Source organism: Alicyclobacillus mali NBRC 102425, assembly GCF_001570745.1.
Classification (GTDB): domain Bacteria; phylum Bacillota; class Bacilli; order Alicyclobacillales; family Alicyclobacillaceae; genus Alicyclobacillus; species Alicyclobacillus mali.
The window spans coordinates 174,984-198,877 of record NZ_BCSG01000003.1; the positions used below are offsets into that span (position 1 = coordinate 174,984).

The following is a 23,894-nucleotide window of genomic DNA, read 5'->3' on the forward strand; positions in this document are numbered from 1 at the left end:
AGGCTCGTCCGGGCGGCGCCAGCTACTTCGTCCCAAAAAGGCGATCCCCCGCATCGCCGAGGCCGGGGACAATGTAGCCGTGATCGTTCAAGTGTTCATCCACGGCGGCAAGATAGATGTCGACGTCCGGATGTTGCTCCTGAACGGCCCGGATCCCTTCGGGCACACCGACGAGGCACATGAGTTTCGGACGCTGAGCGCCGCGTTCCTTGACCGACCGGAGCGCCGCCACCGCGGAACCGCCCGTGGCGAGCATCGGATCGACCACGTACACGTCCCGTTTCTCCAAATGAGCCGGGAGCTTGCAGTAGTATTCGACAGGCATGAGCGTTTCGGGATCGCGATACAGCCCGATATGACCGACCTTCGCACCGGGTATCAAGTTCAAAATTCCCTCGACCATGCCGAGACCCGCGCGCAGAACCGGTACGATGGCGAGCGTCTTGCCCGCGATGACCTTCGCCGAGGCGACACCAACGGGCGTCTCCACCGTGACTTCCTGGAGGGGCAGATCGCGCGTGATTTCGTAGACCATGAGCATCGCGACTTCCTGGACGAGCGCTCGAAACTCCTTCGTCCCCGTGTTCTTGTCACGAATGAGGGTCAACTTGTGCTGGATGAGAGGGTGATCAAGCACATGCACCTGTCCCAAGGACAACGCTCCTTTGTCAAAATGGGGCCGCCCTCGCGGGCGGCTCTGGACCATCTGCAAGTTCACTCGACGTAGGACAAACTCGGATACAGCGGGAATCTATCCGTCAAACTGTCGACTCGCGCCCGAGCTTCACGCTTCACCTCGTCGCTAAAGTCGCCGAGCAGCACGATCTTGAAAATATCGGCGATCTCCTGCATCGCGCCCTCGTCCATGCCGCGCGATGTGGCAGCAGGCGTGCCGACGCGAATGCCGCTTGTCACCATGGGGCTCTCGGGATCGAACGGAATGGCATTCTTGTTGACCGTGATGCCGATCTCGTCCAGCCTGCGCTCGGATTCCTTGCCGGTCAGCCCCGCGCTGCGGACGTCGATGAGCATCAGGTGGTTGTCGGTGCCACCGGACACGAGGCGAAAACCGTATCCGGTGAGCGCCTCGGCGAGGGCCTTCGCGTTCTTCACAATCTGCTCCTGGTACGCCTTGAACTCGGGCTTCAGGGCCTCCCCGAACGCCACCGCCTTTGCCGCGATGACGTGCATGAGGGGACCGCCCTGCACGCCGGGGAAGTTGGTCTTGTCGATGAGCTTGGCGACATCCTTCTGGCAAAGAATGAACCCGCCGCGCGGACCCCGGAGCGTCTTGTGTGTCGTGGACGTCACGAAGTGCGCGTGCGGCACGGGCGACGGATGAAGCCCCGCGGCGATGAGACCCGCAATGTGGGCCATGTCCACCATCAGGTACGCGCCGACCTCGTCGGCAATTTCGCGCATGCGCTTGAAATCAATGACGCGCGGGTATGCGCTCGCGCCAGCGACGATCATCTTCGGCCGATGTTCCTTCGCGGCCTTGAGCACCTCGTCGTAATCGATGAGATGGGTCTCCGGATCGACGCCATACGAGACGAACTTGTACAGCTGCCCGGAGAAATTAACCGGGCTCCCATGCGTCAGATGGCCACCGTGCGCCAGATTCATGCCGAGCACTGTGTCTCCTGGCTTGAGGACGCTGAAGTACACCGTCATGTTGGCCTGGGAACCGCTGTGCGGCTGGACGTTCGCATACTCTGCGCCAAACAGCTCCTTGACGCGATCGATGGCGATTCGTTCCACCACGTCGACGTACTCGCAGCCACCGTAATAGCGCCGGCCTGGATAGCCTTCGGCGTATTTGTTGGTCAGGACGGATCCGAGCGCGTCAAGAACGGCCTCACTGACAAAGTTTTCAGAAGCGATGAGTTCGATGTTCCGCTGCTGCCGCCGAAGCTCGGCCTGCATCGCAGACGCGACATCCGGGTCAACCTGCTGCAGAAGGGTGGTCAAACTGCGCAACTCCTTTCATCCAGCGCCACGTGGGAGAAGGCGCCGCGATTCACATTCATCTTACGGTTCGCACATAGGGCGCACAAGCCCCGAACGTCCGGCGGCGCCGAGATCACAGCGGGCCATGGATGAGCGCTCGCGCGTCACGCTGCGTTAGGGATGGGCGTGCATCCGCCGCCGCGCCTCGTCCGGGTCGTACACGGCGCGGGCACCGCCGACGAGGGGCGGGCGCGATTTCGCCATCACCACGTGCGCGCCCCCGACTTCCCGCACAGGGCCACGAACAGGCACCGCGACAGGCCGCAGGTGCATGCCGATTATCGTGTCGCCGATATCGATGCCCGCGTCCGCGGACACGGAGCTCACCAGGCACGCATCCTCCATCGCCCAGTACGCCGCAGCGGCCGCGGCGCCGCCCGCGCCAGGGACGGGGATGGCCGCGACTTCTTGGAAGCCGCGCGATCTCGCCACGGCCCGCTCCACGACGAGCGCGCGGTTCAGGTGCTCGCAACATTGGAACGCCACGTCGCACCTCGCTTCCCGGGCAAACGCAAGCACAACCTCGGCGATGGCCTGTCCGATGGCGACGGACGTCGCGCTGCCGATGCGCTCACCCGCCACCTCGCTCGTCGACGCGCCCACCACCAGCAGCTTGCCCGGCCCCAGATTTGCCTCGCGCGCGAGGTGCGCCAACAGCGCCGGCAGATGGCGCCGGACCGAAGCAATCGACTCCGCCTCAACCTCCCTGTTCGGAGGCGTCATCTCGACCTTCCCCCTTCTCCTCGACATCGCCCGCCACACGCCGCGTCAGGCGAGCAAACGCGCGCTGGACGAGATCGGCAAGGTGTTCCGCACACGCCTCGTATGCTTCCTCACCGCCGCCAAACGGATCGACCACATCCTGCGACTGGTCCTCCGGCACTTCGTGCGCGAACGCGTACAGGGTGTGCACCTTACCGGCCAACTCCGGGAACACGTCCACCAGCGCCTGTCTGTGCGATCTCGACATGGTGAGGATGAGATCGGCCTCGCGCAGCATCTCTCGCGTGAGCCGCTTGGCGGCGTGTCCGCCGCCAGCGATCTGTCGGCGCGCGAGGGCCTGTGCCGCGTGCTCGGTCATGGGAGCCCCCTCCATGGCCATCAGGCCAGCGGAGTCCACCTTCCAGTCGAGCGCACGCTCCTCGGCGAGTGTACGCAAGAAGGCCGCAGCCATGGGACTGCGGCATGTGTTTCCCGTGCAGACAAAGAGAATGTGCATTGTTTCCTCCATGCTTTAGCCTTTTGTTTGCTTCTACGTTTGCCTTCAGTATAGGAGCTTCCCATGGCGCTCGCAAATTGAAACGTCGCTGCGGGAACTCACACGAGCCACATCAGCCCACAAAGGATGAGGATCGCACTTCCGACCATTTCGCCCACTCGGCCGACCGCACGCCCAAACTGCCGTCCAATCAACAGCCCCGCACCGCACATCAACGTGCTCGCCACGCCAAAGGCCAAGGCGGAGATCACGCCGTACGCAACAGTCTTCAGTCCAAGGCCAAAGCCTACCGAAAGGGCGTCGATGGAGACGCTCGCCGCGAACGTCATGCGCCCAATCCAACTCCCAAGCGGCCGCGGAGTGGGGGCCTCCGATGTCTTCCACGTGTGATACGCCATGTGCAGCCCAAGTCCCAAGATCACCACCGCCGCGAACGATCGCGCCACATGGCCCAGGTAGTGGCCGACGAGATCGCCAAACATGAGCCCGACGAGTGTGAGCACGATGTGCCAGACGCCGATGGTCAGCGCCAGTTCGAGACCTTGTCTGCGTGTGATGGCACCAAGTCCGACCCCGATGCTGAGCGATAGCGCGTCCATGCCGAGCGCAACAGCCATCATGGCGATCTCGATTGCAGCCTGCAGATTGGACAACGAGGCCCCTCCTTTGCACCTCTCCATCTATATGCGCAGCCTGTCCGCGGGATGATGGAGAGGATAGGGAACCCCATAAAGATGCAGAATACCCACAAAAACTATAGGGGTGACATCCGATTGCATCGACGGAGATGGACTTGCGGAGGTCTGGCGTTGGGGCTCGCCGCGGCGCTGGGGCTTACGCCCGTCGTGCACGCGAATCCGCAGCTGTGGAGAATTGAAGAGACCATTGAGGAGCAAAGCGCGCAGCAGCTGACGCTCGTGGTGCAGCCCGACCCGGGCGCCATGGGGGACAGCGCGATGGTACTGACGCAAGTTGCGGTGGAAAATTACATCCGGGCGCACGCGGTGCAAGCGGGCCTCCGGCGCGCCGTGTGCAAGACCGAGCGCGGGCGCGAGGTGTTGGCGGCGGAAATCGGGCGGGATCGACGTGTCGAGCCTGAGGTCGACGGCGAGCGCGCCGAGATGGCCGTCGGCCCGTCGCTCGCCGAGACACCTCCGGGCGTGTCGCTGGATCCGTCCGCGGCGGCGAGGCGCTCGGCGCCCGAAGCGGTGAAAGTTGCGCTCGTGCTGCAAGCGGCGGAGGCGCTCATTGGCACACCGCTCGCCTGGGGCGCAGACCCTGCCGCGGGATTCTGCGATCCGGCCACATTCGTCGCGGCCGTCTATCGGCGCGCACTCGGCTACCGACTGCCTGCGACCCTGGACGGCTTGTGGGAGTCGACAGGCGTCAGCGTCCCGGTCTGGGATATGCGCCCAGGCGATCTCGTCATTCTCGACCGCGGCGACCTCGTGGGCATCTACCTGGGTGCGGACGAGATGGCCGCGTGCGACCCCGCGGCAGGCGAGGTGATTCGCCTTCACATCGGTCCCGAAAGCGGCCTCACGGCCCGCATCGCCGACGTCCGGCGGCTCTTCTGATCATGGCGTCACCGATCCGCGGCAGGGCGGCGTGACGGCGCGGGCTCGGGTTTCGAGCGGGTCTGGTACAACCCCCACGCGATGGTGATGGCGACAAGCGCAACGGGGATGGCCATTTCATTGTACCCGACATGCGCAATGACCAGGCTCGCGATGCCCGCACCCACGCCGTACACCACAACGGCCAACACCCACATCCACACGAGCCACGGCTTGGTTGGATCAAAAGGATCGGAGGCATTCCGCCGCGACGGCGCAAGCCCCATCACCTTCCAGACGAGCGTCTCCATCAGCCCCGTGGTGGTGCTGGTGATCACGGTCGTGGTGATCCCGTTGACCCCGACGCGCCGCGCCATCGAGCCCTGCGCGCCCATGCCGAAGGCGAGGACGAACAGAAGCTGGCCCGAATGTCGCGCCACACCCACCGGGCCCAGTTCATCCGCAACAATCCAGAACGCGACAAGTGCCGCGAGTTCGAGCCACAGCGCATGCGTCACGGTGCGGCTCCATCCGGACCGCTTGCGCTCACTCGCCGCCACAAAGCCGGACGCAGCCGCGCCGCACGCAAAACCGACCAGGGCGACGAGGTAATGCACCGCATGGCGGAAGTCGCCCGTGGCGACGGCGATCCCGCCGAGCACCGTGTTGCCTGTCATGGCAGCGGTAAACACCTGCCCGAGCCGCATGAAGCTCATGGCATCCACGCAACCCGAAACGACCGTCAGCACCAACAAAAATACGCGAGCAGAGACGGCCGACATTTCCCGTCGCTCCACCCCATCTCTCCCCTCCTATGCACAGAGCGCATGCTTGCTTCTGGTGTATCTTCCTTCATCATACCACGACAAAGCCCATCCATCTCTCTCGCAAAATTCGACCAGGTGCGCGATAATAATCTCGACTCTGGACACAAAATGGAGCGGATAGGCCATGAATAAGACCAAATGGCCGAAGAAGCGCGTGGCCAAATGGGTGGCGGGCGGTGTGGGGTGCGCCGCTCTGGCAAGCTACGCGTGGTTCATGATCTTTGGGCTCTCCCCGCGCTGGCAGACGGACGCTCTCGCCGCTGTCCACCCCGCACTGAGTTCCAACTCGACCGGCGGAGGGCACCTGTCATCGCCGGGATCGGGCAACGAGACGGCGGCGCCTGCGTCGGGATCGAGCGCCATTGTGCCGACCAACGAGCCCACTTGGTCGCCGAACGAGCAAGTCGCGACGGTGCAAAATCCGTTGACGATGCCCCCGAAGACGCAACCGGTGAGCACATCGACGGGAACGAGTTCGGGCACCTCGCCGATTGCGACCGGCACGTCGACTTCGGCGACGCAATCGTCCTCGGGCCAAGCCACCGCATCGCAGGGTGACACCAACGCGAGCGGCGGGGGCGCATACGGGAACGGCACAGATCTTGGCGGCGCGCCGACGGGTGATACCAACAATTCGTCCAACGCGACCGGCTTGAACGCTTCCGGCGGGTCCGAAGGGACGGGCGCGGGATCGGGCGCAAACGCGCCAAACAGCAACGCCACGTCCACCGGCACATCGGGCGGAAGTTCAACGCCGCAGGCGGGCGGCCAGCCGTCGCAGACCAACTCGACCAGCACCGCCACCTCGCAGCAGGCGACGAACGGCACGTCGCAGGGGACAAGCTCCGCGGGGACACAGGCGCCACGCGCGACGCCCTCCCCGCTGCAAAACGCGACGTCGCAACAGACCGTTTCGTCCTCGACGGGCGCAGCTGCCAACAATACGGTCGCGCCCTGATGCATCTTCGCCGAGCCAAGCGCACAAAACGCGAGAACCGCGGATCTTTACGTCCGAGACGGAAAAAGAGGCAGCCCGTTGCGCGTCAATGCGCTGGGACTGCCCCTTTTGTCCGATGTATGGGAAGCGCTGGCCGAATGGCAAGCTCGCCCGCTTCACGCCGAGGTGCGCTGCCGATTGCGAGCAGCCGCTGCGGCGAGGAGCGCCTCGGCCTCGCGCGAATCCTCATGAACCATCCGGTCCACCACGCGGTTACCGATAAGGAGCGCCGCACCCACAACCAAAATCAGTGCCATGGTGATGATGAACAAAGCCAGCTCCATTTTGCTCATCTCCCGCTTTTCATCGTTCTTCCCTGCTGACACCGTCATTATAGCTGGCGGTGTCGTCAGCATCCCTTGATGAAAGCGGGTTCAGAGGACTTGTCGCACTTTGTTCGAATTGGCGCCGAAGTTTCGCCATACATCAGGGTGATTTTGGATCGCACGCTAGCCGACCCATCGCACGCGCCCAGCCGAGGCCTTGTGCAGCCGGTTCATCACGGCCGCCCCCACGCCGTGCGCCGGATCGACACCGTGGACCATCACGTCGGTCGCGCCGGCGCGATCGAACGCCCGCAGCAGTCGGTACAAGTGGCGCGCGAGCTCCTCGGCATAGGCGTCGGCGGGTAAAGATGCCTGCCGCTCTTCCGCCAGCGCCCATCCAAAGCGCCGGACGAAATCATCGGGGGCAATGAGTGCAGGCACCATCACGTCGTCATCCTGCGCGGCCTCGAGCAAGAAGGCGCGCATCGCCTCGTCGATGGCCTGCGGCTCTCCCCACCACACGTGCACCCTGGCATCCGGCGCGTAGTGGCGGTACTTCATGCCGGGCGCCAGAGGCGCAGCCGCCACGTCGAACGCGTCGGCCGCGTACAGCACCGGCCGGTCGATCACGCTCGCGATCATCTCCTGCGTCACGCCGCCCGGCCGGAGAATGCGCGCGCAGTCCGGCTCGAGCAGGAGCACGGTGGACTCCACGCCGATGGGGCACGGCCCGCCGTCGACGAGCCAGTCGATCCGGTCGCCGAGATCGACCTCCACATCGTCGGCCGCCGTGGGACTCGGCCTGCCGGACCGGTTTGCGCTCGGCGCCGCCACCGGGACACCCGCCTCGGCAATGAGCGCACGGGCCACGGGGTGATCCGGCATGCGGATGCCGACAAGCGGCTGCCCCGGGTGAACCGATGGCGCGAGCCGCGCTCCGGCCGGCAAAAGCAGCGTGAGCGGCCCAGGCCAAAACGCCCGCATCAGCCGTACGGCGTCGTCCTGCAAAGGCTGGTTCTCGTCGATCACGTCCCGAAGCTGGTCATCCTGGGCGATGTGCACAATCAGCGGATTGTCGCGCGGCCGCTCCTTGGCTGCGAAAATGCGCCTCACCGCTTCCTCCTCCATCGCGTTGGCGCCGAGGCCGTACACGGTTTCGGTGGGAAACGCCACAAGCCCGCCTCGTCGCAGAGACTGGGCGGGCTCCCTCAACATCTCGCGCAGTTGCGCCTCGTGGCGCACTCCGACCACCGTCAATCGTCGCATTCCGTACCTCTCCTCGCGTGGTTGTCAGTGAAAACGCGCCGCCATCGCGCGGATCCATTCTTCGGCGTGATCGAGCGTCCAGAGCCGTACCTGAACCTTCTGCGTATGTCCGTCGCCCGTCGGGATGGACAGGGTTTCGAGCGGCGGCAGATCGGGAAAGCCGCCGGTGTTGGGCACCGCATCGCCTTCCGTGATATCGATGAAGCAAAGCGGCGGGTACAGGACGCACCACCAGTTCGCGCCCTGGCCTCGTCCGAGCACGATGCGCAGCGCCTCGTACTCGCCGGCGGGATACACGATGTTGCCGTACTCCTTCGTCGGAAACGGCACCCGCGCCACCTCCACCTGCACCGGCTGGTCCACGTGCCACGACGCCTCCACCGCCAGTGCGGTGGCGCGAATCTGCGCCACATGCGCCTCCACGATGGCGCGCGCCTCCGCCTCGGAATGGGCGCCCTGCAGCCAACCGCCCACCTCCTCGATCACGGCGTTGCGCACCGCAAGCTTCAACGCCTGATCGCGCGGGCTGTCGCTGTTCGCGATGATCCGGAGCCGCAGCGCGTCCTCCGGGATAGCTGGCGCGTGAGGCGCCGCGATGCTCGCGAGCACGTCGCCGTCACCCGCACCGCGCACGTTCGCGTGCGCCATGGCCGCTCTGGACAGCGCCACGCCGACCAAGATGGCTGTGACAAATCCCGCAAACCGCTTCGCAAACCCCATCGTCCATCCCTCCTGCCGTTCTGGCAGTCAGTATGGACGGGACTCGCAATTCTTAAACTGCTATCGGCGCATCGAACTAGATTCAGAGATTCTCCGGGTCCTGCGCGCCTCCGGGCTCTCGCGTCACGGCAACGACGCGCTGGATCCCCCGCAGATCCTTCACCTTCCGCACGCGAAAACCGCGTTCCCTCCACGGCGCAAACAGGCGAGCCACGTCATCTGCCTGGTTGTGGCCCACCTCAAGGAACACACCAGCGCGGCTGCGGGCCAGCACGTACGGTGGCAGCGCCGCCATCCGCCTGTAGAACTGCAGCCCATCCTCGCCGCCGTCCAAGGCGAGCCGCGGCTCGTAGTCGCGCACGGACGGCTCCAACTGCGCGATCTCGTCCGTGGGAACATACGGCGGATTGCTGACAATGGCATGCCACGGCCTCCCGCGTTCGGCGCGTTCGATCAGCCATTCGATCCCGTCTGCCGCAGCCCAATCCACCACAGCGCCAAGCCTCTCTGCATTGCGGCGGGCCACAGCCAGGGCGTCCATGGACAGATCCACGGCCGTGACCGAAACGCCCGGGCAGGCGAGCGCGATGGAGACCGCGATGCATCCGGACCCTGTGCCAACGTCGATGACGCGCGTTCCGCCGGGCATGCGCTTCAAAAACCGAATGGCTTCCTCCACCAGCACCTCCGTGTCGGGGCGCGGAATCAGACAATCCGGTCCGACTTCAAACGTCCGGCCGTAAAAATCCTGTTTCCCGAGGACGTACGCCAGCGGCTCTCCTTGGACCCGCAGCGCCGCCAGTCGCGCGGCCCGCTCGGCGATCTCGTCTGGCACCTCGTCGCCAAGCGACTGGAGCAGTTTCACGCGATCCCAGCCGAGCGCATGCGCGACAATCTGCTCAGCTTCGCGCTCCGCGAGCCGTTTGCGCTCGTCAAGAGGCAACTCCCGGTACGCCGGTGACTCGGGAAGTTGTTCCGCGATTGCCTTCAACAATCTCGCGACAAAATATTTGGCCTCGCTCATGCTTCCCTGACCCTCAACATCTCCGCCTGGCTCTCGACGATGAGGGCCTGGACAATCTCATCCAGCTCACCGTCCAGGACGGCGTCCAGTTTGTGTAGCGTCAAGCCAATGCGATGATCCGTCACTCGGCTTTGCGGAAAGTTGTAGGTGCGGATGCGCTCGCTGCGGTCCCCCGTGCCCACCTGCAGGCGGCGCTTTTCCGCGAGCTCTTCCTGCTGCTCGCGCTGGGCCTTCTCGTACAGACGCGCGCGCAGCACCCGCATCGCTTTTTCCTTATTTTTCAATTGAGACTTTTCGTCTTGGCAGGACACCACAATCCCCGTCGGCAGATGCGTGATCCGCACCGCGGATTGAGTGGTGTTCACGCTTTGTCCGCCGGGACCCGTTGAGCAAAAGGTGTCGATGCGGAGATCCTTCTCGTGGATTTCGACCTCGACATCCTCCACTTCCGGAAGAACCGCGACGGTCGCGGTGGAAGTGTGGATCCGGCCGCCCGACTCCGTGACGGGAACGCGCTGCACGCGATGCGTGCCGCTTTCAAACTTGAGCTTTGCGTACGCTCCCTTTCCATGCACGGCCATCACCACTTCGCGGAATCCACCCATGTCCGTGTAGCTGGCATCAATGACCTCCGTCTTCCAGCCGTGCTTCTCGGCGTAGCGCTGATACATCCGCAAAAGCTCGGCGGCAAAGAGCGCAGCCTCCTCGCCGCCGGCCGCCGCCCGAATCTCGACGAACACGTCCTTGTCGTCATTCGGATCTTTGGGGAGGAGGAGAATCTGCAGCTGATGCTCCAGGTCCTCCCGCCGACGTTGCAGTTCTGTCATTTCGGTTCTGACGAACTCGCGCATCTCGTCGTCGAGCCTATCCTGCAACATCGCCTTGGCCTCGTCGATGTTCTGGGAGATCTTTTTCCACTCGCGGTACGCTTCCACCGTCTCCGCCAGATCCGCCTGTTCCTTCGCGTACGCCCGGAGCTTTTCCGGATCCGATGCCACGTCCGGCCTACAGAGCAGCTGGCTCAGGTGATCATACCGCTCTTCCATGCTCGCCAACCGATCGAACACCGACGCACCCCCCTCCCAATTCCAGCTCTTCCGCCACGGCGAAGCTCCGGAAAGCACCCATGAACAGAAAAAGCCAAAGCAGGCCCACCCGCCTCCCATCGCGGCCGGTGAGCCAACCATGGCTTGAGTCTCCTCTGCGCTCAGCGCTCGCCCTGAGGCTGAAGCCCATACTTGCGGTTGAACCGATCAACGCGGCCGCCCGAATCGACAAACTTCTGCTTGCCGGTGAAGAACGGGTGGCACTTCGAGCAAATTTCCACGCGGATAGACCCTTTTGTCGATCCGGTCTCGAACGTCTCGCCGCAAGCGCACGTCACCGTGACTGTATGGTAGGTCGGATGAATGTCCGGCTTCATCGTCTCACCCCTATCTGCTTAAGCACACTGCAGAGGATTATAACAAAAGCTTTCCCACTTGTCACGTACCAATCGCGGTCTCAGAGCGATGCGCCTCGTCCGCGCCGCCCTTCACATAATCATATCATATCCGTACTTGTTTGCATTGCTGCACGGCCTTGCAGACCTGTACGCTCAAAGTGCGCGCAGACATCCAAGAGCTCTTGGAAAAGCAAATCAGAGGGTTTCGATTGAAACGAAAGGATGGTCGTCAGTGAATCACCTGCATGGGTTCTCCCGCATCATGGTCGTCATGGCAGCGACCGCAGGTTCCGGAAGCATGCTTTGGGCCAGCACCGCGTTGGCTGACACGGTTCAAAGCCACCACTCGGCTCCCCTTCAGGCCACGGCGTCGGCGCAACTCACGCACAATCATCCCAACTTCGTTTTCCTGCCTCCGTGGCCGGACGAAGAGTGAGCGCCCTGGACGACGAGCACGTCTTCAGCCAGCCAAAACAACCGAGAGGCGTAGCCCTTCGCACGGGTTTCGCACAGCAATCCACACCCCTCCTCTGTCGGTCGGAGGGGTGTTTGCTTCTTCAACTCAGGTCTCACTCGCGACAGGTTGCGCCGCGGGCTTCTCCGCGTTCGGGAGGGGCTTCCGCTCGACCCGATTGAGGCTCAAGCTGTCGAGGAATTCCTTGTTCGTCTTGTAATGGCGGAACTTGCGCAGGAACATCTCTGTGAAGTCCTGGTTGTCACCCATGGATTTGCGAATGGCCCACACCTTTTCGAGCTCTTCCTTGGGCATGAGCGCTTCCTCGCGACGCGTCCCGGAACGGCGGATGTCGATGGAGGGGAACACCCGCTTCTCAGCGAGCCTGCGGTCGAGATGAAGCTCCATGTTGCCCGTTCCCTTGAACTCCTCGTAAATCACGTCGTCCATGCGCGATCCGGTGTCGATGAGTGCCGTGGCTAGGATGGTCAGGCTTCCGCCCTCTTCCACGTTGCGCGCCGCACCGAAGAACCGCTTGGGGCGGTGAAATGCGGCCGGATCGATACCACCAGAAAGCGTGCGCCCGGATGGAGGAACGACGAGATTATAAGCGCGTGTCAGGCGTGTCAAGCTGTCGAGGAGGATGACCACGTCCTGCTTGTGCTCCACGAGGCGCAGCGCCCGTTCGAGCACCAGCTCCGACACCTTGATGTGATTCTCGGGCACCTCATCAAACGTGGACGCAATCACCTCTCCCCTGACTGACCGCTGCATGTCGGTCACTTCTTCGGGGCGCTCGTCGATGAGCAGGACAAACAGGTGCACGTCTGGATAATTCGTGGCGATGCTGTGAGCAATCTCCTTCAGGAGCACCGTCTTTCCTGCTTTGGGCGGCGCCACAATCATGCCGCGCTGCCCAAAGCCAATGGGCGCAAACAGGTCGATGAGGCGCGTGGCCAAGTTTTCCGGAGTGGTCTCGAGCTCGATGCGTTTGGATGGAAAAAGCGGAGTGAGCGCCGGGAAGTGAAGCCGTTCCGCAGCCACTTCGGGGCTGTATCCATTGACCGCCTCAACATGCAAAAGACCGAAGTACCGCTCGTTCTCCTTGGGGGGGCGGACTTTCCCGCTGACGAGATCACCCGTTCGGAGGTCGAAGCGCCGGATCTGGGATGCCGCGACGTAGATGTCCTCTTGACTCGGCAGGTACCCCACGGGCCGGAGAAATCCGTAACCTTCCTGCATGATTTCGAGCACGCCTTCGGCGAACATCAGCCCGTCCCGCTCGGCCTGCGCCTTCAAAATGGCAAAAATCAGTTCTTTCTTTTTCATGGAACCGTAGTGCGGGATCTGAAATTCTCGAGCATATTTGTATAGCTCTGTTAACTTCTTTTCTTCAAGTTCGCGGATGTCCAAGCATCGTCCCTCACATTCGTGTCCCGGCGGCACACGCCGCGCCCGGGCAAAATCAGACGGCTGGAGGCGGGCTGCGTCATTCTATGCACCTTGCGTCGTCGCGGCTTGTTCTCACACCACTCGGGGACCCAGATCACAGCATGGAAAGAGGCAATTCAGCACGATACGTGCCATCCAGGCAAAGCCCATTGGAGTCTTCAGTGCGAGGAGAAACGCTGCGCGCGAGGAGCGCGGAGAAGCGAATCCAACGGCTCAACCGGACGTTGTTGCGGCTATCCGTAGTATAAACACGCCCTTGCGTTTCTACAAGGGCGAGTCTTGTCGAATGAGCACTTTCAAAACAGAAATGGGCCAGAGCCGGCGAACCAGCCCTGGCCTTCGCTGATTACTTCTGGCTCATTTTATTCCAATCGGCCAAGAACCGCTCAATCCCGCGATCCGTCAGCGGATGCTTGATCATCTGATCCAGTACGCTGAAGGGGCACGTGGCGATGTGCGCCCCCGCCTTGGCCGCGGCGGTGACGTGCATCGGGTGGCGGACGCTCGCCGCGATGATCTCCGTGTCAATGCCGTGCAGATCAAAAATCTGCGCGATATCGGCAATCAGTTCGACGCCATCCATGCTGATGTCATCCAGCCGGCCGATGAACGGGCTGACGAACGACGCACCAGCGCGGGCAGCGAGCAGCGCCTGATTTGCGCTGAAAATCAGCGTCACGTTCGTACGAATCCCGCGCTTCGCCAGCTGATGTACCGCCTTCAAACCTTCCGCGGTCATCGGAATCTTGATGACGATATTGGGGTGAATCTCCGAAAGAGGGAGCGCCTCCTTCACCATACCCTCGGCGTCGAGGCTCACGACCTCGGCGCTGATGGGCCCATCGACGATCTCGACAATTTCCTTCAGCACCTCAACGAAGTCACGTCCCTCTTTGGCCACAAGGCTCGGGTTGGTCGTGACGCCGCTCAGAATGCCCATATCCGCGGCTCGGCGAATCTCGTCGACATTGGCCGTATCGATGAACAGCTTCATGTTCCTCATCCTCTCCTGTCCCCAAAATCTCCGGTCCTCCGGTCGCCACTCGTTTTCTCTCTGCTCGGCTCACCTGAGGGCTCGCGCGGGCGACCCGCGTACCACCTCTATGATACCATGCTTTCGGCACGCAAACTCACCTTTCGGCTCACCGCGCGAAACCATCACTGGGACTGCCGGCGCGCCTCGAGGTGCTCCCGCACCACGCGCCGCAATTCATCGATGTCGAACGGCTTCGTGAAATGAGCCACCGCTCCCATCTCCATCGCCTCGTGAATCAGATCCAGTTCGCCGTACGCCGTCATCATGATGACCTTCGCGTCGACACCGAGTTTGCGCACATTGCGCAGGATCTCCAATCCGTCCATCCCAGGTATCTTCATGTCCAAGAGGACGAGATCGGGCTGCTCACGTTCGACGATGCTGAGGGCGCTCGGCCCGTTGGACGCCTGAAACACCTCATAGCCTTCCCGCTGTAGAACTTCATGCAGCAATACGCGAATCCCAAATTGATCGTCGACCACGAGCACCTTGTATGCCATGCCCCCACCTCTTCGCTAGCTCAACTCGTCTCGAGGATCTTCGCCGGACAGGATCAAAATTCCTGTCTCTTGACCGGGCGGGGTCAGGAGTGAGCGCCGTTGCGCCTATAGGCGAGGCTGGCCGCCACGAAATCGCGGAACAGCGCGTGTGCGCGGTTCGGCCTCGACTTGAATTCAGGGTGGAACTGAACGCCGACAAACCAACGGTGCTCAGGGATCTCGACGATCTCGACGAGCCGGCCGTCCGGCGACGTGCCCGTGATGGCCAAGCCATGCGCTTCAAGCGGGTCGCGAAAGTCGTTGTTGAACTCGTACCGATGGCGATGTCGCTCCGAGATGAAGTCGGAGCCGTACGCCTGCTGCGCGCGCGATCCCGGCTTCAGGCGACAGGGATACGCGCCTAGGCGCATGGTCCCGCCCTTGTCCTCGATTTCCTTCTGCTCCGGCAGCAAATCGATCACGGGATAGGGCGTGCGCGGGTCGATCTCGCTCGTATGCGCGCCCGCAAGCCCGGCGACGTGGCGCGCGTACTCGATCACCGCAATCTGCATGCCGAGGCAGATGCCAAAGTATGGGATGTCCCGCTCGCGCGCATAGCGGCAAGCGACAATCTTGCCGTCGATGCCGCGATCGCCAAATCCCCCCGGCACCAGAATGCCGTCGACGCCCTCAAGCAGCTTGTCCACGTTCTCGTCGGTGACGTCCTCCGAATTGACCCAGCGGATGTGCACGCGGGCGTCGTTCTCGAAGCCTCCATGCTGGAGCGCGGCCACGACGCTCGCGTACGCGTCCGGCAGAGCCACGTACTTGCCGACCACGGCGATCTCGACGTCTCGGTGCAGGCGCTTGATCCGCTCGACCATTCCCTCCCACTCGCGCATATCGGCAGGTGGTGCCGAGATGCCAAAGTGCCGGAGGACAATTTCGTCCAGGCCCTCGTCCCGCAGCCGGAGCGGAACCTCATACAGCACCTCGGCGTCGCTCGCCTCAATCACGCTGTCCTCGTCCGTGTCGCAGAAGAGCGCGATCTTCCGCTTCACGTCCTGCGACAGCGGCACCTCCGTGCGGCACACGATGATGTTCGGACTGATGCCGATGCTGCGCAGGGTTGCCACGCTGTGCTGCGTCGGCTTCGTCTTCACCTCGCTCGTCATCCGCAGGTACGGGATGAGCGTGACGTGGATGTACAGCACGTTGTTGCGGCCGACCTCGTTTTTCATCTCGCGGATGGCCTCAAGAAACGGCTGACTCTCGATATCGCCAACCGTTCCGCCGATCTCCGTGATGACGATGTCCGTGTCCGGCTTCGCGGCCTGCATCACGCGCTCCTTGATCTCGTTCGTCACATGCGGAATGACCTGAACCGTCGCGCCGAGATAGTCGCCGCGCCGCTCCTTTTGGATGACCGACCAGTAAATTCTCCCACTGGTGACGTTGTTGTCCTGGCTGAGATCGTTGTCGATAAAGCGCTCATAGTGGCCGAGATCCAGGTCCGTCTCCGCACCGTCGTCCGTGACGAACACTTCCCCGTGCTGATACGGGCTCATCGTCCCGGGATCGACATTGATATAGGGATCAAACTTCTGGATGGTGACGTTGAGCCCGCGGTTCTTCAAGAGGCGCCCCAAGCTCGCGGCGGTGATGCCCTTGCCGAGTCCGGACACCACGCCGCCCGTCACGAAGATGTACTTCGCCGTCATGACTCTGTCCTCCCTGCCAAGCACGCGACCTAAGCACACAAAAACCGCGTTCCGGAAGGTCCAGAACGCGTCCGAAAGGCGCGGAAGACTTCAGTCCTCCTCGTCTTCCTCCACTTCCTCGTCTTCGTCGAACAGCGGCGCATCGTCGTATTCGTCATCTTCTGGCAGGATTTCGTCCTCGTCTTCGGCAACCTCGACCTCGTCGAACTCGGCCTCCTCGTCGACCGCATCGACCTCGTCGTAGTCCATGTCGTCCTCGAGGACGTCCTCCTCGTAATCCTCTTCGTCGTCCTCCTCATCGCCAAACGCGTCGCCAGTCTTGCGGATGAACTTCTTCCCACCGGACAGGCGCTCGGCGTTGCGATCCGTCGGATACCAACGATTCAACCCCCACACATTGTGACCAATACAGACGAACCGGCCATCGACGTTGATCTCTGTGAACACCCGCGCGATGACCTCCGCCACCTGCTCATCGGTCATGTGGCGAAGTTCCTGAATTTCTTGCATGATATCGCGGAAGTACATGGGCTCTTTCCGGGCTTTCAAGATCTCGTACACGAGCTCCACGAGAGGCATTTCCTGTATCTCGTGTTCCGTTCGTGCCAATGAGATGGCCATCTTGGAATCTTCCCTTCCAGCTCGGGATAGGCCGGTGGCCAACTTCGACCCATGAACACAGCTCGAATGACCGGCTTACATGTTATCTAAGTTTAGCACATGACGTCCATACTCCAAACCGACATTTTTGCGGCACGGAAGACGCAAAAAGCAAAGGGCGCCAGCCGCGCATGCGCGCAACCAGCGCCTGCCGACGCCATGACGGGAATACACCCCTCAGGTGGACCCTCCGAGCTCTCAGTCCGAGGAGAATGGCTCAGTCCTCGTGGAACCTGGCCTGGCGCTTTTCCTTGAACGCCGCCATCCCCTCGCGCGCGTCGCCGGAAGCAAAGCACAGGCCGAACTGCGCCGCCTCGTACGCCTGCGCGCGAGCCGAGTCCTGCCCAAATCCGTGGTGAGCCGACCGCTTGATGGCTGCCATCGCGGCGCTCGACTGGCTCGCCAGTTTCCTCGCAAGCTCCATGCCCCTCGCTTGGATCTCGTCGGGCGCCACCACTTCGTTCACGAGCCCGTACTCCAATGCCTTCTCGACCGGGATCCGCTCCCCGAGAAGCATCATCGAGAGGGCGCGCGCAAACCCGATGGCGCGCGGCAAGCGATACGTTCCTCCAAAACTTGGGTTGACCCCCAGCGTCACCTCGGGCAGCCCGACGACGGCGCCCGCGGCCGCAATCCGAAAGTCGCACGCGAGCGCGAGCTCGAGCCCCCCGCCAAACGCCCCGCCGTGAATCAGCGCCACAACGGGAATGGGCAGCTGTTCAATCGCCTGGAACACGCGCTGCCCAAGGCGCGCCATACTTTCGCCCTCGACTCCGCTCATTTGCTGCATCTGCGCGATGTCCGCGCCCGCGCAGAACACCCGGCCTTCGCCGCGAATGACGAGAACGCGGACGTCCTTGAGATCCAACATCGCAAGGTGCGCCCCGATTTCCGAAAGCACTTCCCTCGAAAGCGCGTTCAAAGCCTGCGGACGATTGAGCGTCAATACCGCCACATGATCCTCCACGCGATACGTGGTGAACATCTCTGTCAAATTCCTCACTCCATTCGTCTATGCTGCGACGCGCACCCCGGCGGCATCACGCCGGACGGATTTGCACGCCCGCATGCGTCAGCCGCTCGTGTAGTGCCTTGGCGAGCGCTACGGCGTGGGGGCCATCGCCATGAAGGCAGACGGTGTCCGCCGCCACCTCGACCCACTCGCCTGTCCGCGACCGCACACGCCCTTCGCGCACCATCGTCAGCACCTGCTCGCAGGCCTCGTCGAGATCGCGAATCATCGCGTCCGGGTGCCGCCTTGGCGTCAGCTGGCCGTCCTCCTCGTAGCGCCTGTCCGCGAACACTTCGCAACAGGCGCAAAGCCCCACGGCCTCCGCCTGTGCCGCGAGCTCGCTGCGGTAGGGGGCGTACACTTTGAGCGACGGATCGAACTCGGCGACGGCCCGGCAGATGGCGCGAGCGGCGGCGCGATCCACCGCAGCCCGGTTGTAGAGCGCACCGTGCGGCTTCACGTGGTGAAGGCGGACGCCCTGCGACCGGGCGAACGCGGCGATCGCGCCCAGTTGGTACAACACGAACGCGTGAATCTCGTCCTCGTCCAGCGCCATGTCCCGCCGTCCGAACCCCTGAAGATCTGGATAGCCCGGATGCGCGCCCACGGCCACGCCGCGCGCCTTGGCCAGGGCGACCGATCGCGCCATGACGACGGGATCGCCCGCATGCATGCCGCACGCGAGATTCGCAGACGTCACATAGGCCAGAATTTCGCCGTCGTCCGCCAGGCGGTAAGCGCCGAAGTCCTCCCCGAGATCCGCGTTGAGATCCACGTAAGCCACGCTCAGTTCCCTCCTTCGCTGCCCCACGCCTGCTGTGCCCTCTCCGCGACAAACTGGAGCCACACGCGCGCAAGTCGATCCTGCACGCTCCGAAGCCTGAAGGCTTCCTCGAAACTCACTTCCACAAAGCGCACCGAACTTCCTGGTCGAAGATGCGCCAATTTGTCGAGATCGGCCGAGATGACGGTCGCGAGCTTCGGATAACCGCCCGTGGTCTGGCACTCCCGCATGAGTAGGATGGGCAGGCCGTCCGTCGGCACCTGGACACTCCCCGGCACGACGGGCTCACTCGCGAGTTGCCGCGAAGGCGCGCCAAGCGGATCACCGCGGAGCCTGAGGCCCATGCGATCCGACTGCGGCGCCACCTGCCACGTGCGGTCGAAGAAAGCCCGCCGCGCACCCTCGTCGAACCAGTCCGCCTGCTCGCCGCGCACCACGCGCAGGATGACGATCTCGTCCTCGATTTGATCCAGCCATCCACCGACCTGGAACGGCGCGACGGCCGCGCGGAGAGAAATGGCGCGAAAACCCGCGGGCGGCGCAGCAGGCCCAGGCTGATAGGTCATCTCGTCCCCCGCGGCCAGGAGCTTGCCGATGCCGTAGCGGGGCAATGCGCTCCTGCTGTCGAGCGCCTGCTCCGCGAGAAAGCCGCCGCGGATGGCCAAATAGCCGCGCAAACCTCGCCGCACCTGTCGAATCTCGAGTATCGCGCCGCCTCCGAGCCAGACCGCGCGCTGCGGCGGCAAAGGCTCGCCGTCTACATACGCCCGAAAGTCCCCACCGCACAGCGCAACGGCGGCGGGCGCCTCAAACAAGAGCCGCGGCCCCGCACCCGTCACCTCGAGCACCGCGACGTCTTCGCCATTTCCCACCAGTCGATTGGCCGCGCGAAACGACAACACGTCGAGCGCGCCTCCGAGCGGCACGCCGATGAGGCGGTGATGCGGGCGCCCGCCGTCTTGCACGGTGGTGAAAAGCCCTGGCGCCAACACGCGCACGCGGGCGATACCTGGCTCATGTGTACGCGCCAAAGCCGCCATGGTATTCCTCCTCCGTCACCGCTTCAAACCGCACCTCGTCGCCCGGCGCAAGAAGGCTCGGCGAAGACCGGCGCACGTCAAAGAGCGCCACCGGCGTGCGGCCGATGATCTGCCACCCCCCAGGTGTCGCGAACGAATACACCCCCGTCTGAAAGCCCGCGATCCCGACCGAGCCCTGTTCCACCCGGCTTCGCGGGGTCTCGCGGCGCGGCACGCGAAGCGGTTCCGGCAAGCCGATGAGATAGGCGAACCCCGGCGAAAATCCGACCATCGCCACGCGGTAGACCGCCTCCTGATGCAGCCTGATCACGTCCTGCGGCGAAAGCCCGGCGCGCTCGGCCACCTCGTCCAGGTCCGGGCCGAAGGAACCGCCGTAGACGACCGGCAGCGTGACGACAGCCCCCGGCCTCGTCGAAGCCACGGGCGCACCCCCTGATCCCTGAATCGCGCGGCGAGCGCGCGCCAGCAAGTCTTCGGGTGCCACATCCTCGAAGCGCGCATAGACGGCGACAGATCGATAGCCGATAATGATGTCCTCAATCCCGCGTACGCCTTCGAACTCTCGCAAAAGCGCCGCTCGCAAAGACAGAAGCCTGTCGAGCGCCTCGCCCGTCTCGATGGAGACGTCCTCCGGGAGGCGCAGGAGAAGCGCCTGATCGCCCATGAACTCCAGTCGCACCTTGTCTTCGATCACGGCCGTTTCCCACGCCTTCCGAGATGATTTACACTCATTGTATCGAATTTTCGCGCCTTGTTCCGCGCAAAGGAGGTTGGCCATGCAGAGCGGGGGAGAGCCGCGCGTGACGGTGGTGCTCGCCGTGTACAACCGTGCGCGCGAACTGCCGCTGGCCATCGCCAGCGTGTTCAGCCAGACCACGCCGGCGTGGGAACTGCTCGTCGTGGACGATGGCTCCACGGACGACTCCTTCGCGATTGCCCGGCGCTACCTGTGGGATGCTCGCGTGCGCGTGCTGGCGCTCGGGAACAACGTGGGCCTTGGCAACGCGCTGCAGGCCGCCCTGCCGCACGTGCGTACGCCGTACTTCGTCACGCTGGACAGCGACGACTGGCTCGCGCCGACGGCTCTCGCCGACTTGATGGCCGCCATGGACGAGGGATCCGAAGATGCGGTGCTGGCGTCGGCCAACGCGCAGCACTGGCGAGAAGACCGAGGCCGCCTGGTGCGAGATCACGTCCTGCGCGGGCGCCCGTTTTCGGACAAGTTTGACGTGTTTCGCTACGGGCCGTATCTCGTACCTCGCTTTTACCGCACGGAAGCCGTCCTGCGCGTCGGAGGTTTTGAGCGCGACCCGCACGGCCAAGGCCGCTTCTACGAGGACAAACTCATCCTGCTCAAGCTCGCCGCCATCGGCCGATTCCTGCACGTGGACCGCGTGCTGTACCACGTCCGCCTGCACGCGGCGAATCTCACGCGCCCCGAGGAGCGGGCGCGACTCAACGCCATCAAAAAGGCGATGTACGAGCGGATCATGCGCGAATGGGGAGATCCGTACGAGATTGTATGGGGAATGCATCCCGAAGGATGGCTGGACGTGGCCGATCTCGTCCCTCGCACGTCCGCCGGCGCTCAGGATCGGCGGACCCACTGAAAGACGAGATCGACCGACTGCTCCGCCTCGTCCGCGTACATCAGATCGAAGGTCACGTGCGCCCTGCCACCGGCTTCGCCCACGGACACCTCGACGGACCGCGTCTCGGCGCGGACCGGCAGCTCTTTCCCGTAGGCGCGAAGGACGAGGTCCTGCGATTTGCCAGCGGCGAAGATCTGCGTGAGCGATACGTCGCCGCGGCGCACCATGAGGACGCGATGGCGCTCCATGCGCACGGCGTACACGGCCTCGCCGTCCTGGAACGAGAGCAGGTGTCCGCCTTTTGTCTGGAGCCAGCGCGCATCCTTTGCCTCCCCGCGGGTGGTCTGATACCGCGCCCGCCCGCCTTCATTCATGCGCGCGCGCCGGCGCCAGGTGACGTGGCAGCCCCAGGACACGCCTTCCTGCGGTTCCAACCAGGCACCCATGGTCCTCACCGCACAAACGCGAGCAGGGCCTCGCGCACGATTTTCGCCGCGAGGATCTGCGTCTGCTCCGTCGGATCGATCTGAGGCGCCACCTCGACGAGATCGAAGCCGACGACGCGCAGAGCCTTCATGTACGTGATGGCGCGGAACGCCTCGGGCGCGAAGATGCCGCCGTGCTCCGCCGTGCCCGTGCCTGGAGCCGTGGCCGGATCGAACACGTCGATGTCCCAGGTGATGTACACCGGCTTCCCGTGCAACTCCGGCAGCACGGCGCGGAGCGGCTCGGCGAGCTCAAACGGCGCGAAGTGGGTGTGTTCGCGCGCCCAGCGGAACTCCTCGCGCGTCCCGCTGCGGATGCCGAACTGGTATACGCGATTTGGCCCGATGAGATCGCACACCTTCTTGATAACTGTGGCATGCGAAAGCGGTTCGCCCTCGTAGTGCTCTCGCAGATCCGTGTGTGCGTCGATGTGGATGACGCGCAGATCCGGATAGCGCTCCGCCGCCGCGCGGATGGATCCCCACGAGACCAGGTGTTCGCCGCCGAGGCCTATTGGCAGCTTGTCCGCGTCGTAGAGCGCCGACACGTACTGATAGATGCGTTCCAGGCTCTCCTCCGGATTGCCGAACGGAAGCGGAATGTCCCCCGCGTCAAAATAGGCGATCTCGCTCAGGTCGCGATCGAGATACGGGCTGTACTCCTCGAGCCCGAGGCTCACTTCGCGGATGCGCGCGGGGCCAAGCCTGGCCCCGGCTCGGAAGGACACGGTCCAATCCATGGGCATGCCGTAGATGGCCGCCTGGGCGGCGGCGAAATCCTCGGTGGCGCCGATGAACACGTTGCCGCTGTAGGCGAGCGGAAAAGGCTTCTCCACATCAAACGAGAACGTCATTCGCCGACGAGCTCCTTCACAAAGTTCGGCAGGACGAGCGACGCGTGGTGGATGTCGCGGTTGTAATACTTCGTGTCGTGCACCCGCACCTCGCGGACGTCTTGCGGGCGATACTTCTTGCTGCCGAGCGTGAAGCTCCACATGCCCGTCGGATACGTGGGCACGTACGCGAGGTACAGCTTCACGATGGGGAACGTCGCCCGCACATCGCCATACACCTGGCGGATGAGGTCCTGGTTGATGAACGGCGACTCCGTCTGCGCGGCCATGAGGCCGTCTTCCTTCAGCGCTCGGAACACGGACTCATAGAACGGGCGCTGGAAGAGCCCGACCGCTGGCCCCACCGGATCCGTGGAATCGATGAGGATGACGTCGAACTCGTTCGGATGCTCCTCCACGTAGCGGATGCCGTCCACAATCTGCACGTCGACGCGCGGATCCGAAAGGCCCGACGCGATGTGCGGAAAGTACATCTTGGACGCCTCCACAACGCGCCCGTCGATCTCGGCAAGCACCGCACGCTCAACCGATGGGTGCTTGATGACCTCGCGGATAATGCCCCCGTCGCCGCCGCCCACCACGAGCACGCTCTTCGGATTCGGGTGCGTGTGCAGTGGCACGTGCGCCAACATCTCGTGATACACAAACTCGTCCTTGTCCGTGGTCATGATGCAGCCGTCGAGCACGAGCAGATTGCCGTACTGGACCGTCTTGTAGACATCGAGCTGCTGGTACTCCGTCTTCTCGCTGTGAATGGTCTTCTCTATCCGCAAGCCAATCGTCAGGTTGTCGTTCTGAAGCTCGGTAAACCACAGATTGGTCTGTGCCACGCTCATCCATCCTTTCTCGGGCGGTATTATACCAAACTCGCCAAACAAGCCCGAGGACAAGCGTACCCAATTCGACTCAGCGAATCCAGTTGAAGTGGCGGGTCACGGGCGCGCTCATCCATCAGAGCCCCCGTCTGCCCCCCTATGCGCGAACGAGGCAGCCCTG

Annotated in this window: 28 protein-coding genes; 4 read left to right on the forward strand and 24 right to left on the reverse strand. The window is 63.5% G+C overall.

Annotated features, from left to right (window positions below; translation table 11 throughout):
* Positions 1-22: 22 nt before the first annotated feature.
* The 5 genes from upp to AMA01_RS02325 all read right to left on the reverse strand — a co-directional run bounded on the left by upp (position 23) and on the right by AMA01_RS02325 (position 3,882).
* Entirely contained in the window at positions 23-652 is a 630-nt protein-coding gene (gene upp / locus AMA01_RS02305) for a uracil phosphoribosyltransferase (RefSeq protein WP_067846669.1), read from the reverse strand.
* A 62-nt stretch (positions 653-714) separates the two neighbouring features.
* Entirely contained in the window at positions 715-1,971 is a 1,257-nt protein-coding gene (locus tag AMA01_RS02310; RefSeq protein WP_067846672.1) for a serine hydroxymethyltransferase, read from the reverse strand.
* Positions 1,972-2,124: 153 nt separating this feature from the next.
* Positions 2,125-2,733 (reverse strand): TIGR01440 family protein, encoded by a 609-nt coding sequence (locus AMA01_RS02315; protein WP_067846675.1) that lies wholly within the window; start codon positions 2,731-2,733, stop codon positions 2,125-2,127.
* The gene (locus tag AMA01_RS02320; RefSeq protein WP_231862782.1) at positions 2,708-3,241 is read right to left on the reverse strand and encodes a low molecular weight protein arginine phosphatase; all 534 of its coding nucleotides are present in this window, start codon (positions 3,239-3,241) and stop codon (positions 2,708-2,710) included. Before AMA01_RS02320 ends, AMA01_RS02315 begins: the two co-directional genes overlap by 26 nt.
* An 86-nt stretch (positions 3,242-3,327) precedes the next feature.
* Positions 3,328-3,882, reverse strand: a complete 555-nt coding sequence (locus AMA01_RS02325) for a manganese efflux pump MntP (RefSeq protein ID WP_067846681.1) — start codon at positions 3,880-3,882, stop codon at positions 3,328-3,330.
* Between the two features lie 156 nt (positions 3,883-4,038).
* On the opposite strand from AMA01_RS02325, the gene AMA01_RS02330 reads away from it, so the two are divergent.
* Positions 4,039-4,806 carry a C40 family peptidase gene (locus AMA01_RS02330; protein WP_067846684.1) on the forward strand — a complete coding sequence of 256 codons (768 nt, stop codon included), beginning with the start codon at positions 4,039-4,041 and terminating at the stop codon, positions 4,804-4,806.
* Positions 4,807-4,814: 8 nt separating this feature from the next.
* Here the strand turns inward: AMA01_RS02330 and AMA01_RS02335 are convergent, their stop codons facing one another.
* Positions 4,815-5,582, reverse strand: coding sequence for a YoaK family protein (locus AMA01_RS02335; RefSeq protein ID WP_067846687.1), 768 nt, complete (start codon positions 5,580-5,582; stop codon positions 4,815-4,817).
* A gap of 154 nt (positions 5,583-5,736) precedes the next feature.
* Here AMA01_RS02335 and AMA01_RS13490 point away from each other — a divergent pair, with 154 nt between their 5' ends.
* Positions 5,737-6,570 (forward strand): hypothetical protein, encoded by an 834-nt coding sequence (locus AMA01_RS13490; protein ID WP_082743892.1) that lies wholly within the window; start codon positions 5,737-5,739, stop codon positions 6,568-6,570.
* A 155-nt stretch (positions 6,571-6,725) separates the two neighbouring features.
* Here the strand turns inward: AMA01_RS13490 and AMA01_RS02345 are convergent, their stop codons facing one another.
* The 6 genes from AMA01_RS02345 to rpmE form a co-directional block, all read right to left on the reverse strand.
* Entirely contained in the window at positions 6,726-6,893 is a 168-nt protein-coding gene (locus AMA01_RS02345; protein WP_230087762.1) for a hypothetical protein, read from the reverse strand.
* 165 nt (positions 6,894-7,058) lie between these two features.
* On the reverse strand, positions 7,059-8,141 hold the full coding sequence (locus tag AMA01_RS02350) for an L-threonylcarbamoyladenylate synthase (protein WP_067846694.1): 1,083 nt from the start codon (positions 8,139-8,141) through the stop codon (positions 7,059-7,061).
* Positions 8,142-8,165: 24 nt separating this feature from the next.
* A complete protein-coding gene (gene spoIIR / locus AMA01_RS02355; RefSeq protein ID WP_067846697.1) occupies positions 8,166-8,861 on the reverse strand; it encodes a stage II sporulation protein R in 696 nt (231 codons plus the stop codon).
* An 82-nt stretch (positions 8,862-8,943) separates the two neighbouring features.
* Positions 8,944-9,885, reverse strand: coding sequence for a peptide chain release factor N(5)-glutamine methyltransferase (prmC, locus tag AMA01_RS02360; protein WP_067846700.1), 942 nt, complete (start codon positions 9,883-9,885; stop codon positions 8,944-8,946).
* Positions 9,882-10,952 carry a peptide chain release factor 1 gene (gene prfA, locus AMA01_RS02365; RefSeq protein ID WP_067846703.1) on the reverse strand — a complete coding sequence of 357 codons (1,071 nt, stop codon included), beginning with the start codon at positions 10,950-10,952 and terminating at the stop codon, positions 9,882-9,884. Before prfA ends, prmC begins: the two co-directional genes overlap by 4 nt.
* A 140-nt stretch (positions 10,953-11,092) precedes the next feature.
* Positions 11,093-11,308 carry a 50S ribosomal protein L31 gene (gene rpmE / locus AMA01_RS02370; protein ID WP_067846706.1) on the reverse strand — a complete coding sequence of 72 codons (216 nt, stop codon included), beginning with the start codon at positions 11,306-11,308 and terminating at the stop codon, positions 11,093-11,095.
* Positions 11,309-11,561: 253 nt separating this feature from the next.
* On the opposite strand from rpmE, the gene AMA01_RS02375 reads away from it, so the two are divergent.
* Positions 11,562-11,765 (forward strand): hypothetical protein, encoded by a 204-nt coding sequence (locus AMA01_RS02375; RefSeq protein WP_067846710.1) that lies wholly within the window; start codon positions 11,562-11,564, stop codon positions 11,763-11,765.
* A 126-nt stretch (positions 11,766-11,891) separates the two neighbouring features.
* On the opposite strand, the gene rho is transcribed toward AMA01_RS02375, so the two are convergent.
* From rho to pxpB, 9 genes are all read right to left on the reverse strand, one after another.
* Positions 11,892-13,196, reverse strand: coding sequence for a transcription termination factor Rho (gene rho, locus AMA01_RS02380; RefSeq protein WP_067846714.1), 1,305 nt, complete (start codon positions 13,194-13,196; stop codon positions 11,892-11,894).
* 385 nt (positions 13,197-13,581) lie between these two features.
* Complete coding sequence (gene fsa / locus AMA01_RS02385) at positions 13,582-14,229, reverse strand: fructose-6-phosphate aldolase (RefSeq protein ID WP_067846717.1); 648 nt, start codon at positions 14,227-14,229, stop codon at positions 13,582-13,584.
* 164 nt (positions 14,230-14,393) lie between these two features.
* Positions 14,394-14,771, reverse strand: coding sequence for a response regulator (locus AMA01_RS02390; protein ID WP_067846720.1), 378 nt, complete (start codon positions 14,769-14,771; stop codon positions 14,394-14,396).
* An 83-nt stretch (positions 14,772-14,854) separates the two neighbouring features.
* The gene (locus tag AMA01_RS02395; RefSeq protein ID WP_067846723.1) at positions 14,855-16,471 is read right to left on the reverse strand and encodes a CTP synthase; all 1,617 of its coding nucleotides are present in this window, start codon (positions 16,469-16,471) and stop codon (positions 14,855-14,857) included.
* A 90-nt stretch (positions 16,472-16,561) separates the two neighbouring features.
* The gene (rpoE, locus tag AMA01_RS02400; RefSeq protein WP_067846726.1) at positions 16,562-17,092 is read right to left on the reverse strand and encodes a DNA-directed RNA polymerase subunit delta; all 531 of its coding nucleotides are present in this window, start codon (positions 17,090-17,092) and stop codon (positions 16,562-16,564) included.
* Between the two features lie 256 nt (positions 17,093-17,348).
* Entirely contained in the window at positions 17,349-18,116 is a 768-nt protein-coding gene (locus AMA01_RS02405) for an enoyl-CoA hydratase/isomerase family protein (protein WP_230087689.1), read from the reverse strand.
* 55 nt (positions 18,117-18,171) lie between these two features.
* Positions 18,172-18,927 carry a LamB/YcsF family protein gene (locus tag AMA01_RS02410; RefSeq protein ID WP_067846731.1) on the reverse strand — a complete coding sequence of 252 codons (756 nt, stop codon included), beginning with the start codon at positions 18,925-18,927 and terminating at the stop codon, positions 18,172-18,174.
* Between the two features lie 2 nt (positions 18,928-18,929).
* Complete coding sequence (locus tag AMA01_RS02415; RefSeq protein ID WP_067846735.1) at positions 18,930-19,967, reverse strand: 5-oxoprolinase subunit C family protein; 1,038 nt, start codon at positions 19,965-19,967, stop codon at positions 18,930-18,932.
* Entirely contained in the window at positions 19,942-20,661 is a 720-nt protein-coding gene (pxpB, locus tag AMA01_RS02420; protein WP_067846905.1) for a 5-oxoprolinase subunit PxpB, read from the reverse strand. Before pxpB ends, AMA01_RS02415 begins: the two co-directional genes overlap by 26 nt.
* Positions 20,662-20,743: 82 nt before the next feature.
* Between pxpB and AMA01_RS02425 the strand changes: the two genes are divergently transcribed.
* Positions 20,744-21,577 carry a glycosyltransferase family 2 protein gene (locus tag AMA01_RS02425; RefSeq protein WP_067846738.1) on the forward strand — a complete coding sequence of 278 codons (834 nt, stop codon included), beginning with the start codon at positions 20,744-20,746 and terminating at the stop codon, positions 21,575-21,577.
* On the opposite strand, the gene AMA01_RS02430 is transcribed toward AMA01_RS02425, so the two are convergent.
* From AMA01_RS02430 to speE, 3 genes are read right to left on the reverse strand one after another with little or no spacing between them, the layout of a single operon-like run.
* Positions 21,556-21,993, reverse strand: a complete 438-nt coding sequence (locus AMA01_RS02430) for a DUF1934 domain-containing protein (RefSeq protein ID WP_230087678.1) — start codon at positions 21,991-21,993, stop codon at positions 21,556-21,558. The genes AMA01_RS02425 and AMA01_RS02430 overlap by 22 nt on opposite strands.
* Positions 21,994-22,010: 17 nt before the next feature.
* Positions 22,011-22,898, reverse strand: a complete 888-nt coding sequence (gene speB / locus AMA01_RS02435; protein WP_067846744.1) for an agmatinase — start codon at positions 22,896-22,898, stop codon at positions 22,011-22,013.
* The gene (gene speE, locus AMA01_RS02440) at positions 22,895-23,734 is read right to left on the reverse strand and encodes a polyamine aminopropyltransferase (RefSeq protein WP_067846746.1); all 840 of its coding nucleotides are present in this window, start codon (positions 23,732-23,734) and stop codon (positions 22,895-22,897) included. The genes speB and speE overlap by 4 nt, the downstream gene beginning before the upstream one ends.
* Positions 23,735-23,894 lie beyond the last annotated feature (160 nt).

Bases quoted from the DNA above. Each gene is read 5' to 3' on its own strand.
- AMA01_RS02315 (WP_067846675.1), bottom strand. From the start codon at position 2,733: ATGACGCCTCCGAACAGGGAGGTTGAGGCGGAGTCGATTGCTTCGGTC.
- AMA01_RS02320 (WP_231862782.1), bottom strand. From the start codon at position 3,241: ATGGAGGAAACAATGCACATTCTCTTTGTCTGCACGGGAAACACATGC.
- AMA01_RS13490 (WP_082743892.1), top strand. From the start codon at position 5,737: ATGAATAAGACCAAATGGCCGAAGAAGCGCGTGGCCAAATGGGTGGCG.
- AMA01_RS02345 (WP_230087762.1), bottom strand. From the start codon at position 6,893: ATGGAGCTGGCTTTGTTCATCATCACCATGGCACTGATTTTGGTTGTG.
- AMA01_RS02350 (WP_067846694.1), bottom strand. From the start codon at position 8,141: ATGCGACGATTGACGGTGGTCGGAGTGCGCCACGAGGCGCAACTGCGC.
- spoIIR (WP_067846697.1), bottom strand. From the start codon at position 8,861: ATGGGGTTTGCGAAGCGGTTTGCGGGATTTGTCACAGCCATCTTGGTC.
- prmC (WP_067846700.1), bottom strand. From the start codon at position 9,885: ATGAGCGAGGCCAAATATTTTGTCGCGAGATTGTTGAAGGCAATCGCG.
- rpmE (WP_067846706.1), bottom strand. From the start codon at position 11,308: ATGAAGCCGGACATTCATCCGACCTACCATACAGTCACGGTGACGTGC.
- fsa (WP_067846717.1), bottom strand. From the start codon at position 14,229: ATGAAGCTGTTCATCGATACGGCCAATGTCGACGAGATTCGCCGAGCC.
- AMA01_RS02390 (WP_067846720.1), bottom strand. From the start codon at position 14,771: ATGGCATACAAGGTGCTCGTGGTCGACGATCAATTTGGGATTCGCGTA.
- AMA01_RS02395 (WP_067846723.1), bottom strand. From the start codon at position 16,471: ATGACGGCGAAGTACATCTTCGTGACGGGCGGCGTGGTGTCCGGACTC.
- rpoE (WP_067846726.1), bottom strand. From the start codon at position 17,092: ATGGCCATCTCATTGGCACGAACGGAACACGAGATACAGGAAATGCCT.
- AMA01_RS02405 (WP_230087689.1), bottom strand. From the start codon at position 18,116: ATGTTCACCACGTATCGCGTGGAGGATCATGTGGCGGTATTGACGCTC.
- AMA01_RS02415 (WP_067846735.1), bottom strand. From the start codon at position 19,967: ATGGCGGCTTTGGCGCGTACACATGAGCCAGGTATCGCCCGCGTGCGC.
- AMA01_RS02425 (WP_067846738.1), top strand. From the start codon at position 20,744: ATGCAGAGCGGGGGAGAGCCGCGCGTGACGGTGGTGCTCGCCGTGTAC.
- speB (WP_067846744.1), bottom strand. From the start codon at position 22,898: ATGACGTTCTCGTTTGATGTGGAGAAGCCTTTTCCGCTCGCCTACAGC.
- speE (WP_067846746.1), bottom strand. From the start codon at position 23,734: ATGAGCGTGGCACAGACCAATCTGTGGTTTACCGAGCTTCAGAACGAC.